Origin of the sequence: Microbacterium radiodurans (genome assembly GCF_008710705.1) — a bacterium.
GTDB lineage: Bacteria > Actinomycetota > Actinomycetes > Actinomycetales > Microbacteriaceae > Microbacterium > Microbacterium radiodurans.
This window is the reverse complement of record NZ_VYRZ01000001.1, coordinates 734,154-751,976: the sequence shown is the minus strand read 5'-3', so window position 1 is coordinate 751,976 and position 17,823 is coordinate 734,154. Positions and strand designations below refer to the sequence as shown.

The 17,823-nt window shown below is 71.8% G+C and carries 12 protein-coding genes; 9 read left to right on the top strand and 3 right to left on the bottom strand.

Annotation, left to right across the window (positions count from 1 at the left end):
- Window positions 1–169: 169 nt before the first annotated feature.
- Both F6B42_RS03530 and F6B42_RS03525 read right to left on the bottom strand, forming a co-directional pair.
- Window positions 170–3,235 carry a glycoside hydrolase family 2 TIM barrel-domain containing protein gene (locus F6B42_RS03530; protein ID WP_150418192.1) on the bottom strand — a complete coding sequence of 1,022 codons (3,066 nt, stop codon included), beginning with the start codon at window positions 3,233–3,235 and terminating at the stop codon, window positions 170–172.
- Window positions 3,232–4,191 carry an aldo/keto reductase gene (locus F6B42_RS03525; RefSeq protein WP_150418191.1) on the bottom strand — a complete coding sequence of 320 codons (960 nt, stop codon included), beginning with the start codon at window positions 4,189–4,191 and terminating at the stop codon, window positions 3,232–3,234. Before F6B42_RS03525 ends, F6B42_RS03530 begins: the two co-directional genes overlap by 4 nt.
- Before the next feature lie 55 nt (window positions 4,192–4,246).
- Between F6B42_RS03525 and F6B42_RS03520 the strand changes: the two genes are divergently transcribed.
- Window positions 4,247–7,102, top strand: coding sequence for an FAD-binding and (Fe-S)-binding domain-containing protein (locus tag F6B42_RS03520; RefSeq protein WP_150418190.1), 2,856 nt, complete (start codon window positions 4,247–4,249; stop codon window positions 7,100–7,102).
- Between the two features lie 13 nt (window positions 7,103–7,115).
- Here F6B42_RS03520 and F6B42_RS03515 read toward each other — a convergent pair whose 3' ends face one another.
- A complete protein-coding gene (locus F6B42_RS03515; protein ID WP_150418189.1) occupies window positions 7,116–8,123 on the bottom strand; it encodes a LacI family DNA-binding transcriptional regulator in 1,008 nt (335 codons plus the stop codon).
- 182 nt (window positions 8,124–8,305) lie between these two features.
- On the opposite strand from F6B42_RS03515, the gene F6B42_RS03510 reads away from it, so the two are divergent.
- From F6B42_RS03510 to F6B42_RS03475, 8 genes are all read left to right on the top strand, one after another.
- Window positions 8,306–8,692, top strand: a complete 387-nt coding sequence (locus tag F6B42_RS03510) for an L-rhamnose mutarotase (protein ID WP_150418188.1) — start codon at window positions 8,306–8,308, stop codon at window positions 8,690–8,692.
- Window positions 8,689–9,855 (top strand): L-rhamnose isomerase, encoded by a 1,167-nt coding sequence (gene rhaI / locus F6B42_RS03505; RefSeq protein WP_150418187.1) that lies wholly within the window; start codon window positions 8,689–8,691, stop codon window positions 9,853–9,855. The genes F6B42_RS03510 and rhaI overlap by 4 nt, the downstream gene beginning before the upstream one ends.
- On the top strand, window positions 9,852–11,201 hold the full coding sequence (locus tag F6B42_RS03500; protein ID WP_223878311.1) for an MFS transporter: 1,350 nt from the start codon (window positions 9,852–9,854) through the stop codon (window positions 11,199–11,201). The genes rhaI and F6B42_RS03500 overlap by 4 nt, the downstream gene beginning before the upstream one ends.
- Window positions 11,198–12,034: an alpha/beta hydrolase fold domain-containing protein gene (locus tag F6B42_RS03495; RefSeq protein WP_150418186.1), complete on the top strand. Its 837-nt coding sequence runs from the start codon at window positions 11,198–11,200 to the stop codon at window positions 12,032–12,034. Before F6B42_RS03500 ends, F6B42_RS03495 begins: the two co-directional genes overlap by 4 nt.
- Before the next feature lie 23 nt (window positions 12,035–12,057).
- Complete coding sequence (locus F6B42_RS03490; protein WP_150418185.1) at window positions 12,058–14,094, top strand: bifunctional aldolase/short-chain dehydrogenase; 2,037 nt, start codon at window positions 12,058–12,060, stop codon at window positions 14,092–14,094.
- Between the two features lie 115 nt (window positions 14,095–14,209).
- On the top strand, window positions 14,210–15,637 hold the full coding sequence (locus F6B42_RS03485) for a rhamnulokinase (protein ID WP_150418184.1): 1,428 nt from the start codon (window positions 14,210–14,212) through the stop codon (window positions 15,635–15,637).
- Window positions 15,638–15,776: 139 nt separating this feature from the next.
- Window positions 15,777–15,995, top strand: a complete 219-nt coding sequence (locus tag F6B42_RS03480; protein WP_150418183.1) for a hypothetical protein — start codon at window positions 15,777–15,779, stop codon at window positions 15,993–15,995.
- A 202-nt stretch (window positions 15,996–16,197) separates the two neighbouring features.
- Window positions 16,198–17,802 carry a DHA2 family efflux MFS transporter permease subunit gene (locus tag F6B42_RS03475; RefSeq protein WP_150418182.1) on the top strand — a complete coding sequence of 535 codons (1,605 nt, stop codon included), beginning with the start codon at window positions 16,198–16,200 and terminating at the stop codon, window positions 17,800–17,802.
- Window positions 17,803–17,823: the final 21 nt, after the last annotated feature.

The window sequence follows — 17,823 nt, the reverse complement described above, 5'->3', positions numbered from 1 at the left end:
GCGCCTCGGACGCCGTGACCGACGAGGACGGAACCCCGGTGCTCGATGAGTCGCTGCTCGTCGGCGATGTGCAGCCCGCCAACAGAACGCATCCCAACACGGTCACGCCGATACCGGCCGTTCGTGTCATTCTCATGATGCGAGCCTAACGAGGCGTCTGCCGCCGTCGTCAGCCGGCCGACAGGCGCAGCGACCACGTCGTGCGCTCGCGCGGCATCCGATAGCGCTCCGGCAGGGCGGGGCCGACCGAGGCCGATCCGATGCCCTGCTGTCCGGCGTCGAGATTCAGCCACACGCGACCGCTGTCGCGCAGCTCGTGCGGCTTCTGCGCGCGCTGCAGATCCAGCGACGTCCACCGCCGGGCGGTGAAGTCGAACTCCGGCATCCCGTCGACCCGCAGATCCGGGATGCCGTCACCCGACACCCGCAGGCGGCGCGTCTGCACATGGTTGCCGTTCTCCTGCGGAACCGGATACGGCGTCTGCATCGCATCGATGCTCGACCGCCACCGGCCGAACCGCGATCCCTCGAACGAATCGCGGTACGTCTCACCGGGTCCGCGTCCGAGCCACTCCACCTCGGCGGCGGCCCCCGGAAGCGCGAAGAGCAGCCCCACACGCGGCACCCAGATGTCGCGGTGCTGGTAGGGCGTGTCGACCCACGGCCCCTCGAAGTCGACGACGACGTCGAGCACCAGCGCGCGGGCATCGTCGGCGTCGACGCGCCACGTCATGCTCCACCGCGCCGCATGCGGGTGCGCCGCGGGCGCTGTCCGGCCCCGCACCGAGATCATCGCGTCAGCGACCTCGACCGCGTCGACACGGTGCAGCATCCGGTCCATCCCCGTCTTCACCCACACGGCGGCGATGTTGTTCGTCTCGCCCTGACCGTGATCGTTCTCGGTCGGGGCGCGGTGCAGGTCGAGCGACGGCCCGTCGAGCACCAGCGCGCCCAGTCGCCGGATCCGACCGGTGCCGGCGTCGAACTCACCGGGACCGAGATGCAGGATGCTCCCCGCTGTCGCAACCGATGGCGCGGATGCCGCGACTCGCCGGTCGAGGGTCACTGCCGGCACATGCGGCCACGACGCGGCCGACGCGAGCTCAGCCTGCGACCAGGCGAGGACGTGCCCAGCGGGCGCCCACCGGGCGTCGTCCGCGAGCACCGCCTCGATGGTGAGCACGCTCGGGTCGCCCACGTCCGCGCGAGCGAGCGCCCGCACCCGGGCCGGGAGCGGAAGCTGCGCACGCATCCCCGCGGCCAGCGGCAGCACGTCGAGATCCCCCGCCGCCACCTCGACGCCGGCCTCCGACAGAGACCACCGCCACCGGATGTCCGCGGTGTCGGCGCTGTGCCGATCGTTGGCGATCTCGACGCCGCCGACACCGTCGACGTCGATCGTGATCAGGAACGGCTCGTGTGCTTTCGCGAGCTCGACGAGACCCGGCGTGGGCGTCCGGTCGCTGAAGACCAGACCGTGCAGACCGAAGCGCCCGCCGCGCGGTTCGTAGTCGACGTCGTCGCCGTGCATGATGTGCTCGCCGCCGCTGTCGTCCACCGCCGTGAACCCGTGGTCGATCCACTCCCAGACGAACGCTCCGCACAGGCGCTCGTGCGCCCGGATGATCCGCCAGTAGTCCGACAGCGACCCCGGGCCGTTCCCCTGCGCGTGGGCGTACTCCACGAGGAGGAACGGCAGCCCGCGCCGGCGTTCGTCGTCGGCCTCGCTCACCTCGCCCGGGGCGGATCTCGCCGAAGCCGGCACCGGCGGAGCGGAGCCGTCGAAGACCAGTCCATGCATCCCGACCCGCCCGCCGCGGGGCTCCTCGCGCCTGCCGATGAGCTCGAGCAGCTCGAGCGAGGGATACATCAGCGACGAGAAGTCCGAGTCCCGGTAGCTCGGATCCCGTTCGTAGAGCACCGTCCGCGACGGGTCGCGCTCGTCGAGCCACCGCCGCATGTCACCGAAGGTCTCGCCCACCCAGCTCTCGTTCGCGAGCGACCACACGACGATGCTCGGGTGATTCTTGTCGCGCTCGACGGTGCGGCGGAGCCGGTCCATGAGCGCGTCGCGCCACACCGGCTCGGCCGGCGGGTTGCCCTCCCACCCCGCGTAGATGAAGCCGTGGGTCTCGAGGTCGCACTCCGCGACGACCCAGAGGCCGTACTCGTCGCAGAGGCGCAGGAACTCCGGATGCGGCGGATAGTGACTTGTGCGGACGGCATCGACGTTCGCCCGCTTCATCATCAGGATGTCGCTCAGCATCGTCTCGCGGTCGAGCGTGCGGCCGGTCCGCGGGTGGTGCTCGTGCCGGTTCACGCCGCGGAACACGACCGCCCGGCCGTTGACCGTGAACACCCCGTCGACGATCGCGACCGTCCGGAACCCGATCGCGAGCTCGACGCTCTCCCCGGCCGTGCTGAGCGTGCCGCGGTACAGCCTCGGACTGTCGGCGCTCCACGGGGCCACCGCGACCGTCGCGGTCTCGCCCGCCGGCATCCGGATCCCGAGCTCCGGTATCTCGACCGTCGCCGCTGTCGAGGCCTCGACGCGGAGCGTGCCGAGTCCGGTCGCCGCGTCGTAGTCGGCGTGGACGGTGTGATCGTCGATCGCGCCCTCCGGGCGGGCGATCAGCTCGACCTCGCGGAAGATCCCCGGGAGCCACCACATGTCCTGGTCCTCGAGGTACGTGCCGCTCGACCACCGATGGACGCGGACCGCGAGCACGTTGCGCCCGGCCTCGACCGGCGCGTCGAACTCGAACGGGAGCCGGCTGCCGCTCGACCAGCCGAGCTCGCGCCCGTTCAACCACACCTTCGCGCACGAATCGACACCCTGGAAGCGCAGCACAGCGGCGCCGAAGTCGGCCGGCACGTCGAACACGAGGCGATAGTCGCCGGTCGGGTTCTCGGTGCTCACGCGCGGCGGATCCAGCGGGATCGGATAGGCGGTGTTCGTGTAGAGCGGGCCCTCCGCCGTGCCGAGCAGCGATCGGGCGGGTCCGCCCGCGAGGGGCGTGATCTCCTCCAGCACCCAGTGGGAGGGCACGCGGATCTCGTCCCACCCCGACGCGTCGAAGTCGGCGCCGAGGAACGCCTCCCCCGTACCCGCCGCGGTGGGCGCGAGCCGGAAGCGCCAGGTGCCCGAGAGATCCAGCACGCGGGCGTCGGTGACGGCATCCGCTCGGGGTGAGCGCCGTCCAGCCCCGGGCTCGGTGCTCTCCCAGTAGGTCACGCGACCTCTCCGTCGTCCTCGATCGTCGTCGGCGCCGGGCCGAGGTCGTCGATCCGGGCCCAGACATCGTCGGGAACGGCCGAGCCCTGAAGCTCCACGAGCTGGTCGAGCCGGCGCGGGGACGACACCCCGACGACGGTGGAGTCCACGAGCGGCGAGCGCAGCGAGAAGTGCAGGGCGGCCGCCTGCAGCGGGATGCCGGCGTCCGCGCAGATCCGCTCGACCTGAGCGACCCACGCGATGAGGTCGGTTCCGGCGGGCCGGTAGCCGTAGGAGGCATCCGGGCGCGCGCCCGTGGCGAGGATGCCGGCGCCGAACGGGGCCGCGTTGAACACGCCCATGCCGCGGCCGCGCGCCAGCTCGAACAGGGGCTCCGCCGACCGGTCGACGATCGTGAAGCGGTTGTGCGAGAGGAGGACGTCGAAGAGCCCGGTCTCGACATAGGCGGTCATGAGCGGGACCGGCCCGGCCGCGATACCGATCGCGGCCGCGGCTCCGGACTCACGCAGCTCTCGGAGCCCCTCGACCGCCCCGCCCGGCCCCGTCGCCTCGGCGAACGTGACGCTGTACGGGTCGTGGAGGTGCAGGACGTCGACCCGGTCGACGCCGAGACGCGCGCAGCTCTCCTCGAACGAGCGCATGACCCGGTCGCGATCGAACCTGCCGGTGTCGGGGTCGCGATCGACCTTGGTGAAGATGCGGTTCCTGACGTTGCGAGCCGAGGCATCGGCGCCGATGTCCGCCCGCGCGAGGCCGAGCACCGCCTCGCTGCGACCACCGGCGTACTCGTTGGACGTGTCGACGACGGCGAACGGACCGGTCAGGAAGGCCCGGGCGGTATCGACCGCATCCGCCTCCTCCCGCGATCCGGGAACCGTTCCGCGCCCGAGTGAGGAGGTGCCGAGAGTGATGGCGTCGACCGGGATGCCGGTGTCGCCGAGGCTGCGCTGCCGCATAATGAATATCCATTCTGTTATGAATGTGGTGTCAGTTTATCGAAAGAGGTTCCCGATGGCGACCACTTCGCTCGCACCCGCGTTCGCCGACGACGTCGTCGCCGACCTCGGCGCCGCCCTCGGGGACCAGACGGGGGCGGGCGGTGTCTCGACCCGGTCGCTCGACCGGGTGGCGCAGGCCGCCGACGCGTCGCACGTGCTCCTGACGCCGCGCGCCGTCGCGGCGGCCACCGACGCTGCGAGCGTCGCCCGCCTGCTCCGGACGGCGACCGTGCGCCGCGTGCCGGTCACCTTCCGCTCGGGCGGCACGAGCCTGTCGGGCCAGGCGTCCGGTGACGGTCTGCTGCTCGACGTGCGCCGCGGGTTCCGCCGCGTCGACGTCCTCGACGGGGGTCGTCGCGTGCGCTGCCAGCCGGGCGCGACCGTGCGCCAGGTGAACGCGCGTCTCGCCCGCTTCGGCCACCGGCTGGGTCCCGACCCCGCGAGCGAAGCCGCCTGCACGATCGGCGGCGTGGTCAGCAACAACTCGAGCGGAATGGCCTGCGGCACGAACGAGAACACCTACCGGACGCTGGAGAGCATGGTGTTCGTGCTGCCCTCGGGCACCATCGTCGACACCGCCGCACCCGACGCCGATCGCGCCCTCGCCGCCGCCGAACCGGCTCTCGTCGCGGGACTCGAGCGGCTGCGGCGTCGGGTTGCCGGCGACCCCGAGAGCGTGCGCCTCATCCGGCGGATGTTCGCCATGAAGAACACGATGGGCTACGGCGTCAATGCGTTCCTCGATCATTCCTCGCCCGCCGAGCTGCTCTCGCGGCTCGTGATCGGCGGCGAGGGGACGCTCGCCTTCGTCGCCGAGGCCACCTTCCGCACGGTGCCCGTGCGGGCGCACGCGGCCACGACCCTCGCGGTGTTCGCAGATCTCGACGCCGCCACCCGCTCGCTCCCCGGGCTCGTCGCCACCGGAGCCGCGACCCTCGAACTGATGGATGCCACGAGCATCCGCGTCGGCCGGGGTTTCGCCGACGCGCCCGCCGCCATCACCGGCTTCGACGTCGCCGACCACGCCGCCCTGCTGGTGGAGTACCAGGCGCCCGAGGCGGACGAGCTCGCCGCCCTGGTGTCGGCGGGCTCCGGCGTGCTCGGCGACCTGCCGCTCGTCGCCCCGGCTCGCCTCTCGCCCGACGCCGACGCACGCGCGTCGGCGTGGAAGCTCCGCAAGGGGCTCTACGCATCGGTCGCCGGCGCGCGGCCGAGCGGCACGACCGCGCTGCTCGAGGACATCGTCGTGCCGGTGCCGGAGCTCGCCGCGACATGCGCATCGCTGCAGGAGCTCTTCGAGCGCTACGCCTACCGCGACAGCGTCATCTTCGGCCACGCGAAGGACGGCAACATCCACTTCATGCTGACCGATCGTTTCGAGACCGACGATCAGCTCTCGAGATACGCCGGATTCACCGACGACCTCGTCGACCTCGTCCTCGGCGCCGGGGGCAACCTCAAGGCCGAGCACGGCACCGGCCGCGTCATGGCTCCCTTCGTCAGGCGTCAGTACGGCGACGAGCTCTACGACGTCATGGTGCAGCTGAAGCGGCTGTGCGATCCCGCCGGCATCCTGAATCCGGGCGTCATCATCGACGACGATCCGGACGCCCACCTGCGCGACATCAAACTCGCCGAAACGGTCGAGACCGAGGTCGATCGGTGCGTGGAGTGCGGATACTGCGAGCCGGTCTGCCCCAGCAAGGACCTCACGCTCACGCCCCGCCAGCGCATCGTCACGCGCCGGGCGATCGCACGGGCCGAGGCGGCCGGTGACGGCGAGCTCGTCACCGAGCTCGAGCGCGCCTTCGACTACGACGGAGTCGACACGTGCGCCGCGGACGGCATGTGCCGGACCGCCTGCCCGGTACTCATCAACACCGGCGATCTCGTCAAGCGACTGCGGCGCGAGCGCCGTCAGCCGGTCGCCGAGGCGGCGTGGTCGGCGGCGGCTCGCGCCTGGGCGCCCGTGACCCGCGGCGCCGCGCTCGCCCTGACCGCCGCGGAGGCTCTGCCGACCGCACCGACCCGCGCCGTCACCGACATCGCACGCGCTGCGCTCGGCCGCGAGAGCGTCCCGCGCTACACGTCCGACCTGCCCGGCGGCGGCCGGTCGCGCGGGAGGCTCGGAGCGGCGGTCGGCGCGCCGGCGGGCGATCCGATCGCGGTCTACCTGCCGGCCTGCGTCAACACGATGTTCGGCGCCGCGGAGGGCGGCGCCGGCATCGGAGTGACCGAGGCCGTCCGCCGGCTCGCCGAGCGCACCGGGATCCGGATGGTCGTACCGCCGGGAGTGGACAGCCTGTGCTGCAGCACACCGTGGACCTCGAAGGGGTTCGCCGACGGCCGCGAGGTCATGCTGCGACGCGTCGCCGCGACCGTGCGTGAGGCGACCCGCGACGGCGAGCTGACCGTCGTCACCGACGCCTCGAGCTGCACCGAGGGCTTCGCGCACCTGCTCGCCGATGCGGGCGCCGCGGTCCGGGTCGAAGACGTCGTCGCGTTCGCCGTGCGCGAGCTGCTGCCGCGCCTCGCGGTGCCCGCCCCCGGCATCCCGTCTCTCGTGCTGCATCCCACCTGTTCGTCGACCCAGCTCGGGCTCGACCCCGCACTGCGGACGCTCGGCGAGGCGGTCGCGGCAGAGGTCGTCGTGCCGCAGGCGTGGGGATGCTGCGCCTTCGCCGGCGACCGCGGGATGCTGCATCCCGAGCTCACGGCCTCGGCCACCGCCGCCGAGGCCGCCGAGGTGCGCGCGCTCGGCGCCGACGCGCACGCGTCGTGCAACCGGACGTGCGAGCTCGGGATGACCCGCGCGACCGGCTCCGACTACCGGCACGTGCTCGAGCTGCTCGAAGAGGCCACCCGGTGAGCCCGCGGATCCCTCAACCGGTCGTGGACTCGCGCACCACGAGCTCGGGGCGGAAGCGCACGCGGCGCTCATGAGCGCCGTCCGGGGCGTCGAGGCCGCGCAGCAGCAGGTCGACCGCCCGGAAGCCGATCTCGTACGCGGGTTGGCGCACCGAGCTGAGAGGCACGACGGTCGCCGAGGCGAAGTCGATGTCGTCGTATCCGATGAGGGCCATGTCTGCGGGAACCCGGACTCCTCCGAGCACGGCCAGCCCCTGGAGCAGGCCGACGGCGAGCAGGTCGTTGGCGGCGAAGACCGCGTCCACGGCGTCCGCACCGGCGCGCCCGCGCAGCTCCTCGCCGGCGGCGCGGCCGTTCAGCACCGACAGCGCGGGCATCTCGACCTCGACGAGGGTCGCACCGTCGACCTCGGCCACGGCGCGGCGCGCGCCCTCGAGCCGGTCGGCGACCTGTCGCAGGGATGCCGGTCCACCCACGAACGCGATGCGCCGGCGCCCGGCCGACAACAGGTGCGACACGGCCAGATACCCGCCCTCGACGTCGTCGACGGCGACCGAGGCGAAGGCGTCGTCATCGGTCTCGCGGTCGACGAGCACGACCGGCACGCCCGAGGCCTGGAGCGAGCGCAGCCGGGCGAGATCATCGCCCACGGGGGTGACCAGCACGCCGTTCACGCGCTGCTCCCGGAACAGCTCGAGGTGCGCGCCCTCCCGCTCGAGCTTCTCGTCGCTCGTGCTCAGGAGCACGGTCATGCCGCTCTCCGCAGCGCGGGCTTCGGCGCCGCGGGCCACCTCGGCGAAGAAGGGGTTCGAGATGTCGAGGACGACGAGGCCGATGCTCCGGCTCCGCCCCGCTCGCAGCTGCCGCGCCGCGTCGTTGCGCACGAACCCCAGCTCGGCGATCGCCTGCTGCACCCGCACGACCATCTCGGGAGACACCTTGGCGGGGTTGTTCAGCACGTTCGAGACGGTCCCCACCGACACGGATGCCGCGACCGCCACGTCGCGAACGCTCACCGCCATGCCATCCTCCTGCTTCGCGGGCGGCTTCGATGCGCACCGGCGCGCTCAACGCTACCGCCCCCGCCCATCCGTGACGGCCTTCATCGGTAAACGCTTGCCGGTTGAGGTCGTCGCTCGAACGCGCTACGATCCATGAAACGATTCAGAACGACCGGCACCCTCACCGAAAATCAGGAGTCTCGATGACGAGCCCGTCCCCGACCCGCGTCTGCTTCCAGCTGCAGGTCCATCCCGAACTCCTCGACGAGTACATCGAGCGGCACTCCCCCGTCTGGCCCGACATGCTCGCCGAGATCGCAGCATCCGGTCGGCGGAACTATTCGCTCTTCCTCGCGGAGGGCGGCCTACTCATCGGCTACTACGAGGTCGACGACGACGCGGCCGCGCAGGAGTACCTCGCCGCCTCGCCCGTCGCCGCCCGCTGGGAGGCCGAGATGGGCCGCTTCTTCGTCGGCCTCGCGGGCCGGCCCGACCAGGCGGCCACCCCCCTGACCGAAGTCTTCAACCTGCACGACCAGCTGGTGGCATCCGCGACCGGCTCCGACGACGAAAGCGACGACGCATCGTGAGCGCACTCACCCCCGACAACTTCTCCCTGCTCGAGAAGCAGGGCATCGAGCTGCCCAGCTGGGCATTCGGCAACTCCGGAACGCGCTTCCGCGTCTGGACGACCGAGGGCACGCCGCGCGACGTCTTCGAGAAGGTCGCCGACGCGGCCGAGGTCAACCGCGTGACCGGTCTCGCCCCGAGCGTCGCCCTGCACATCCCGTGGGACAAGGTCGACGACTACGCCGCCCTGCGCCGTCACGCCGAGGACCTCGGTGTCGCGCTCGGCACGATCAACTCGAACACCTTCCAGGACGAGGACTACAAGTTCGGCGCCCTCACCCACGAGGACGACCGCATCCGCCGCAAGGCCATCGACCACCACCTCGAGTGCATCGACGTGATGGATGCCACGGGCTCGCGCGACCTGAAGATCTGGCTCGCCGAGGGGTCGAACTACCCCGGGCAGACCGACATGCGCGCCCGCCAGGACCGCCTGAACGACTCGCTCCGCACGATCTACGAGCGCCTCACGGGCGAGCAGCGCCTCGTGCTCGAGTACAAGTTCTTCGAGCCGTCGTTCTACCACACCGACGTTCCCGACTGGGGGACGTCGTACGCCCAGGTCGCGACGCTCGGCGAGCGCGCGATGGTCTGCCTCGACACCGGCCACCACGCACCCGGCACGAACATCGAGTTCATCGTCATGCAGCTGCTGCGCCTCGGCAAGCTCGGCTCGTTCGACTTCAACTCCCGCTTCTACGCCGACGACGACCTCATCGTGGGCGCAGCCGACCCGTTCCAGCTGTTCCGCATCCTCGTCGAGGTCATCCGCGGCGGCGGCCTGAACAACCCCGATGTGGCGTTCATGCTCGACCAGTGCCACAACATCGAGGCGAAGATCCCCGGTCAGATCCGTTCGGTGCTGAACGTGCAGGAGATGACGGCGCGCGCGCTCCTCATCGACCACGCCGCCCTGTCTGCGGCGCAGTCGGCGAACGACGTGCTCGGGGCGCAGGCGGTGTTCATGGACGCGTTCTACACCGACGTCCGCCCCGCGCTGGCCGAGTGGCGCGAGTCGCGGGGGCTCCCCGCCGACCCGATGGCCGCATTCGCGGCATCCGGCTACCAGGAGAAGATCGAGTCCGAACGCGTCGGCGGCACCCAGGCCGGGTGGGGGGCATGAGCTCGAACACCGCGAACTCGAGCACCGCGACGGGTCGTCGTCCGCTCTCGGCATGGAAGGCGACGATCGCCGTCGCGATGTCGAACTACATCGAGGCGGGCGCGATCATCGCCCTGGCCACGAGCCTGTCGCTCTGGCAGGAGGCGTTCGGCTTCGACGACGCGGTCGTCGGCGTCGTCGCGGCCCTGTCGGCCAACGCGTTCGGCGCGGCCATCGGCGCCGCGATCGGCGGACCGCTCTGCGACCGTCTCGGCCGCAAGTTCATCTACACCTACGACCTGATCGTCTTCATGATCGGGGCCCTGGCGGTCACCTTCTCGCCGAACCTGACGGTCCTCCTCGTCGGCGTGATCCTCATGGGCATCGCCGTCGGCGCGGGGGTGCCGGCGTCGTGGACGTACATCGCCGAGGAGGCGCCGAACGAGCACCGCGCGGCGCACGTCGGCACCGCGCAGCTCGCGTGGTCGATCGGTCCCGCGATCGGGTTCCTCCTGGCCGTCGTCGTCGGGCCGCTCGGTCTGCTCGGGTCGCGGCTGATCTTCTTCCACCTCTTCGTGATCGCGGCGGTCACGTGGTGGGTGCGCCGCGGGCTCCCCGAGTCGCGCCGCTGGAAGGCCGAGCGCGAGGCGGCCATCGCCGCCGGCAACCGACCCTCGTTCTTCTCGGGCATCATCGGACTGCTCCGCGAGCCGAAGAACTGGGGGGCCCTCGCGTTCCTCATCGGCGTCTACGGCCTGTGGAACACCGTCGCCGGGCAGGCCGGCATCTTCCAGCCCCGGGTGTACGACGCCGCGGGTCTGCACGATCCCATGCAGCAGAACCTGCTGCAGGTGCTGGTGTGGTCGCTCACCGCGGCGGGCACCTACTTCGGGTTCATGCGCTACGGCGACCGCGTGCGGCGCAAGTGGCTCTACTTCGGCGGGGCCGCGCTCGGCATCGTCGCCTGGGCCGTGCTCATCTACGCGCCGCCGGGCCTCTTCTCGCTGCTGTTCTTCGCGGTGACGTGGGGAATCTCGGCCGGCATCGGAGCGCAAGCCTTCTACGGCCTCTGGACCGCGGAGCTCTTCGCCACCCGCTACCGCGCGAGCGCGCAGGGCATGCTGTTCATGCTCGCCCGTGTCATGGTGGGACTCCTCAGCGTCGTCTTCCCGACGCTGCTGACGAGCCTCGGACTCGGCGGTCTGGGCGTCATCATCCTCGGCCTTCTCGTCGCCGCCCTGCTGATCGGCACGATCTGGGCCCCGCGCACCGAGGGCAAGTCGCTCGAGGAGATCGAGCACGAGCGCTACGGCGGGCACGTTCCGACGATCGCCGAGGAATCGGGCGCCTCGCCCGCAGCGCGATGAGCGAGCCGTACGCCGCGACCGACGGGCTGGCGCGGGTCTACCCCGCCACCGGCCCGTCGGTCGCCGGCCTCGTCTGGCTCCACGGCGGCGGGTTCGCCTACGGCGACCTCGACATGCCCGAGGCCGACACGGTGGCGCGCGAGCTCGCCGCGCGCGGCGTGACCGTCGTGTCGGTCGACTACCGCCTGGCCCCCGTGCCGGAGGACTGGCGGCACCGCCGCGCCGAGGCACGGACCGGGCACCGGTATCCCGCGGCCCTCGACGACGTCGCCCGCGTCTGGCGGTGGGCGCAGGATGCCGCGGCCTCGCTCGGCGTCGAGCGCTTCGCGATCGGCGGGGCCAGCGCCGGGGCGAACATCGCCGCGGGAAGCGTGCTGCGGCTGCTCGCGGCGAACGACCCGGCGGTGCTGCCGCGGTCCGTCGTGCTGGCGTACCCGACCCTGCTGGCCCTGCAGCCCGCGCCCGGTCCGCGGCTGCGCGCCGCTCTCGACGCCCGCCCGGAGGCCGACGGCTTCGGGTACGACAGCGTCCGCGCGATGTACGAGAACTACCTCGGCGGCGACGTCGTTGGTGCGCCGATCGACGCGGTGCCGGGTCTCGCCTCGATCGCCGAGCTCGCGCAGTTCCCCCCGACCCTCATCGTCGCGGGCGACCACGACGAGCTCACCGTGTCGGCCGAGGTGTTCGCGGCGAACCTGCGCGCGGCCGGACGCGCGGTCGACCTCGTGGTCGAGCCCGGCACCGTGCACGGACACCTGAACCGGTTCGAGCTGCCGCAGGCCGCGGCATCCATCGAGCGCATCGCGGCGCATCTCGCCGCGCCCCAGATCTGACGAACCTCTACGCAAGGAGAACCATGACCACCTCGACCGCCGCCGACCTGATCGCGCGCAGCAACCGCCTCGGGGCCGACCCGAAGAACACCAACTACGCCGGCGGCAACACCTCCGCGAAGGGCGTCGACACCGACCCCGTCACGGGCGAGCCGGTCGAGCTGCTGTGGGTCAAGGGATCGGGCGGCGACCTCGGCACGCTGACCGAGTCGGGCCTCGCGGTGCTGCGCCTCGACCGCATGCGAGCGCTCGTCGACGTCTACCCCGGTGTCGACCGCGAGGACGAGATGGTCGCGGCCTTCGACTACTGCCTGCACGGCAAGGGCGGCGCAGCCCCCTCGATCGACACGGCCATGCACGGCCTCGTCGACGCGGCCCACGTCGACCACCTGCATCCCGACGCCGGCATCGCCATCGCGACCGCCGCCGACGGCGAGGCGCTCACCCCCACGATCTTCGGCGAGAAGGTCGTCTGGGTGCCCTGGCGACGCCCCGGCTTCCAGCTCGGCCTCGACATCGCCGAGATCAAGAAGCAGAACCCGCAAGCGATCGGCTGCATCCTCGGCGGACACGGCATCACGGCGTGGGGCGACACCTCCGACGAGGCCGAGGCGAACAGCCTGTGGATCATCCAGACCGCCGAGGCCTACATCGACCAGCACGGCGCTGAGGCGCCCTTCGGCGGCGTCCGCGCCGGCTTCGAAGCGCTTCCCGAGGCCGATCGTCGTGCTCGCGCCGCCGCCCTGGCCGCCACCGTCCGCGGCATCGCCTCGACCGACAAGCCGATGGTCGGGCACTACACCGACAGCGACGTCGTCCTCGACTTCCTCGCCTCCGAGAAGGCTCCGGCCCTCGGCGCGCTCGGCACGAGCTGCCCCGACCATTTCCTCCGCACGAAGGTCAAGCCGCTCATCCTCGACGTCCCCGCCACGGCCTCCGTCGACGAGCAGATCGCGCGTCTGCACGAGCTGCACGCCGAGTACCGCGCCGACTACCAGGCGTACTACGACGCCCACGCCGACGCCGAGTCGCCGGCGATCCGGGGCGCCGACCCGCTCATCGTCCTCGTCCCGGGCGTCGGCATGTTCTCCTACGGCGCCAACAAGCAGACGGCCCGGGTCGCCGGGGAGTTCTACGTCAACGCGATCAACGTGATGCGCGGCGCCGAGGCGCTCTCGACCTACGCCCCCATCTCGGACGCCGAGAAGTTCCGCATCGAGTACTGGGCGCTCGAAGAGGCCAAGCTCCAGCGGATGCCGAAGCCCAAGACGCACCAGGGCCGCATCGCGTTCGTGACGGGCGCGGCATCCGGCATCGGCAAGGCGATCGCGACCCGTCTCGCCGCCGAGGGCGCGTGCGTCGTCGTCGCCGACCTCGACCTCGAGAAGGCGCAGGCCGCAGCGGCCGAGCTCGGGGGCACCGACGTCGCGATCGGCGTCGCAGCGAACGTCGCCGACGCCGACGGCGTCCAGGCCGCGATCGACGCGACGCTGCTGGCCTTCGGCGGCATCGACCTCGTCGTCAACAACGCCGGCCTGTCGCTGTCGAAGCCGCTGCTGGAGACCACCGAGAAGGACTGGGACCTGCAGCACGACGTCATGGCGAAGGGCTCGTTCCTCGTCTCCAAGGCCGCGGCGAAGGCGCTCATCGAGCAGAAGATGGGCGGCGACGTCATCTACATCTCGTCGAAGAACTCCGTCTTCGCGGGCCCGAACAATATCGCGTACTCGGCGACGAAGGCCGATCAGGCCCACCAGGTGCGCCTGCTCGCGGTCGAGCTCGGCGAGCACGGCGTGCGCGTCAACGGCATCAACCCCGACGGCGTCGTCCGCGGATCGGGCATCTTCGCCGCCGGCTGGGGCGCCAACCGCGCCGCGACCTACGGCGTCGACGAGAAGGACCTCGGCCAGTTCTACGCCAACCGCACGATCCTCAAGCGCGAGGTCGTCCCCGAGAACGTCGCCGACGCGGTCTACGTGCTGACCGGTCCCGAGCTCTCGCGCACCACGGGCCTGCACATTCCCGTCGACTCCGGCGTCGCCGCCGCCTTCCTGCGATGAACCGGGCTCTCGGGCTCGTCGCCGACCCCACCCGTCATCGCCCAGCCCACCCGTCATCCACCGCGGATTCCGGGGGGACTCGGGTGAACCGGGTGGGTTCGACGGGGTCGACCACGTGACTGCCGGAGTCGGAACCGGAGCCGTCGCGGCGGTCGACCTCGGGGCCACGAGCGGACGCGTGATCGTCGGGCGCGTCGGTCCCGACACCCTCGAGACGACGACCGTCACGCGGTTCTCGAACGATCCGGTGGTCGCCGGCGACGGCCTGCACTGGAATCTCGTCGGCATGTACGGCTCGGTGCTGGACGGACTGCGCGAGGCGTTCCGCGCGTCACCCGAGATCGCCTCGATCGGCGTCGACTCGTGGGCGGTCGACTACGGCCTGCTGCGGCGCGGCAGGCTGCTCGGCGAGCCGTTCCACTACCGCGACGAGCGGACCGCACGCGGCGTCGAGACCGTCCACGCGCGCCTGCCGCACGCCGAGCTGTTCGAGCGCAATGGACTGCAGTTCCTGCCGTTCAACACGCTCTACCAGCTCGCCGCCGAAGATCGCGAGCTCCTGGAGTTCGCCGACACCGCCCTGCTCGTCCCCGACCTCATCGGGTACTGGCTGACCGGCGTCGCGCGCGCCGAGGTGACGAACGCCTCGACCACGGGGCTGCTGCGGGTGCTGCAGGCGGCATGGGACGACGGACTCGTCTCGTCGCTCGGGCTGCCGCGCGGCATCCTTCCTCCGCTGATCGCCCCCGGGGATCGGCTCGGCGCGCTGCGGCCGTCGGTCGCGGCCGCGCTCGGCGCGTCGGACGACACCCCGGTCACCGCGGTCGGCTCGCACGACACCGCCTCGGCGGTCGTGGCGGTGCCGATGCAGGCGGATGCCGCGGCCTACATCTCGTGCGGAACCTGGGGTCTCGTCGGCGTCGAGGTCGAGCACCTCGTGCTCGGCCGCGCGGCGCTGGAGGCGAACTTCACGAACGAGGGCGGTGTCGACGGCCGCATCCGGCTGCTGCACAACGTCATGGGACTGTGGGTGCTGAGCGAGGCCGTGCGCCAGTGGGAGCGACGCGAAGGGCACCGCATCGACCTGCCGACGCTGCTCGATGCGGCCGAGGAGGCCGACGGTCCCGTCTTCGATGTGAACGACCCGCGCTTCCTCGCCCCCGGCGACATGACGCCCCGCATCGACGCCTGGTGCGACGAGCACGACGTGCCGCGCCCGCGGACCCGGGCCGAGTACACCCGGTCGATCGTCGAGTCGCTCGCCCAGGCCTTCGCCGACTCGGTCGCGGACGCCGCGCGCATCGGCGGAGTCGATGTCCGCAGCATCCACATCGTGGGCGGCGGATCGCTCAACGAGCTGCTCTGCCAGCGCACCGCCGATCGGTCGGGGATGCCGGTGCTGGCAGGCCCGGTCGAGGCGACGGCCCTCGGCAACGTCCTCGTGCAGGCCCGGGCCGCCGGGTTCGTGTCGGGGTCGCTCGAGTCGCTGCGCGACCTCGTCGCCCGCACCCACGCGCCCCGACGCTACGAGCCGCGCGCCTGACCCCCCTCCGCCGGCTGTCCCGCTTTCTGCTGTTCTCGGCCACCGCAGACAGCAGAAAGCGGGACACAGGCACGAAGCGCGGGGATGCCGGGTGTCAAGGGATGCCGCTGAGCCCGCCGCCGCGCATAGGGTCGCCCGCATGAGCACCGACGACCAGACCACCGACGACCAGATCACCGGCGAGACCACCGGGGAGACCACCGGCGACCGGCACCTCGACGACACCAGCGCGGAGCAGTCGATCACCGAGGACGCGCCCACCGGCGGCGACGAGACGACCGAAGAGGAACTCACCGCCGACAACGCCGCGGAAGAGGACATGCTGAAGACCCTCGACCCCGGCGACGCTCCCGCCTGACCCGGCGACCGCCCGTCGGCGGGCGTCGTCCGCGTGCGCCGCGGCAACTCCTCACGAATCGGGACGACCTGTCCCCGATCCGTGCCACCGGCCTCGCGTCGGCGCATGACTGAGGAGTTGGCGCACGTCCGCCGAGACGCCGCCGCGGGCCCACGCCCGGAACCCGCTTGCGGTTTCCATTTTGCTAGCTATTCTAGCGATTATGGACACCATGGTGCGCCGGCGCTGGGCCGGCCTCGTCTTCATCAGCATCGCGGTCGCGCTGATCATCGTCGACTCGACGATCGTCAACGTCGCCGTGCCGTCGATCGTCGACGACCTCGGCATCACCTCCACGCAGGTTCAGTGGGTGCAGGAGGCCTACACCCTCGTCTTCGCTTCGCTGCTGCTGGTGTTCGGCAACCTCGCCGACCGATTCGGACGACGACGGATGCTGCTCATCGGCGTCGTCGTGTTCAGCCTCGCGTCCATCGGGGCCGCCCTCGCCACGACCGGCGACCTGCTGATCCTCGCCCGGCTCGTCCAGGGCGTCGGCGGCGCGATGATCCTGCCGACGACGCTCTCGCTGCTGAACGCGACCTTCCGCGGCCGGGAGCGCGGGATCGCCTTCGCCGTCTGGGGGTCGACCATCGGCGGCATGGCGGCGGTCGGCCCGCTTCTGGGCGGCTGGCTCACGACGACGTTCTCCTGGCACTGGGCCTTCGGCATCAACATCCCCCTGGGCATCGTCATCGTCGTCGGCGTGCTCCTCACCGTCGGAGAATCGCGCGGCGGCGCGGCCGGCATCGACGCGGTCGGCGCGGTGCTGTCGGTCATCGCGATGGGCACCCTCGTGTTCGGTCTCATCGAGGGACGCACCTACGGGTGGTGGACCGTCGATCAGCCGCTCCGGATCGGGGACTGGTCCTGGCCCGGGGACCTCTCCCCCATCCCGCTGTCCTTCGCCGTCTCCCTCGTCGCGATCGCCGCGTTCATCGGCTGGGGCGTGCACCGGCGGCGGCAGGGGCGTCCGACTCTGCTCGCCCTCGGGCTGTTCGGCATCCCGTCGTTCCGCAACGGCAACATCGCGGCCACCGTCGTGGCACTCGGCGAGTTCGGCATCATCCTCGCCCTCCCCCTGTGGCTGCAGTTCGCGCTGGGGTTCGAGGCGGTGCAGACGGGCCTCATCCTCCTGGCGCTCGCGGCCGGCTCGTTCGTCGCGAGCGGTATCGCGGGCGCACTGTCGGGCAAGGTCGCGCCGGTCCGGATCGTCCGCGCGGGCCTGCTCGCCGAGATCGTCGGCGTCGTCGCGGTGGGCTTCGTGATCGCCCCCGACGCGACGTGGGGCCTTCTCGTGCCGGCGCTGTTCGTCTACGGCATCGGCGTGGGACTGGCGACCGCGCAACTCACCGGGGTCGTCCTCGCCGACGTGCCGATCTCGGAGGGCGGCCAGGCCTCGGGCACGCAGTCGACCGCACGTCAGCTCGGCGCCGCGCTCGGCATCGCGATCCTCGGCACCATCCTCTTCACGACCACCTCGGGCGCGCTGGCCTCACGCCTGGACGACCGCGGCATCCCGGCCGACCAGCGCGACCAGGTCGTCAGCGCCGTCGTCGACAGCGCGGGCGGTGCCATCGCCGGGCTCGAGGCGTCGCCCGACACCGCCGCCATCGCCGACGACGCGAAGGCCGCGCTCTCCGACGGCACGAAGGCGGCGAGCTTCGCCGCGGGCGGATTCCTCGTGCTCGGCTTCCTGGCCACTCTGTCGCTGGGCCGCGGGGCGCGCCGCGACGAGGAGCGCGCTCCCGACGCGACCCGCGCCTCCTGAGGCACCCCGCACGAACCCGGC

Coding starts and splice junctions, on each gene's coding strand:
- F6B42_RS03525 (WP_150418191.1), bottom strand. CDS start 4,191: ATGCGGCAGCGCAGCCTCGGCGACACCGGCATCCCGGTCGACGCCATC.
- F6B42_RS03520 (WP_150418190.1), top strand. CDS start 4,247: ATGGCGACCACTTCGCTCGCACCCGCGTTCGCCGACGACGTCGTCGCC.
- F6B42_RS03515 (WP_150418189.1), bottom strand. CDS start 8,123: ATGGCGGTGAGCGTTCGCGACGTGGCGGTCGCGGCATCCGTGTCGGTG.
- F6B42_RS03510 (WP_150418188.1), top strand. CDS start 8,306: ATGACGAGCCCGTCCCCGACCCGCGTCTGCTTCCAGCTGCAGGTCCAT.
- F6B42_RS03500 (WP_223878311.1), top strand. CDS start 9,852: ATGAGCTCGAACACCGCGAACTCGAGCACCGCGACGGGTCGTCGTCCG.
- F6B42_RS03495 (WP_150418186.1), top strand. CDS start 11,198: ATGAGCGAGCCGTACGCCGCGACCGACGGGCTGGCGCGGGTCTACCCC.
- F6B42_RS03490 (WP_150418185.1), top strand. CDS start 12,058: ATGACCACCTCGACCGCCGCCGACCTGATCGCGCGCAGCAACCGCCTC.
- F6B42_RS03480 (WP_150418183.1), top strand. CDS start 15,777: ATGAGCACCGACGACCAGACCACCGACGACCAGATCACCGGCGAGACC.
- F6B42_RS03475 (WP_150418182.1), top strand. CDS start 16,198: ATGGACACCATGGTGCGCCGGCGCTGGGCCGGCCTCGTCTTCATCAGC.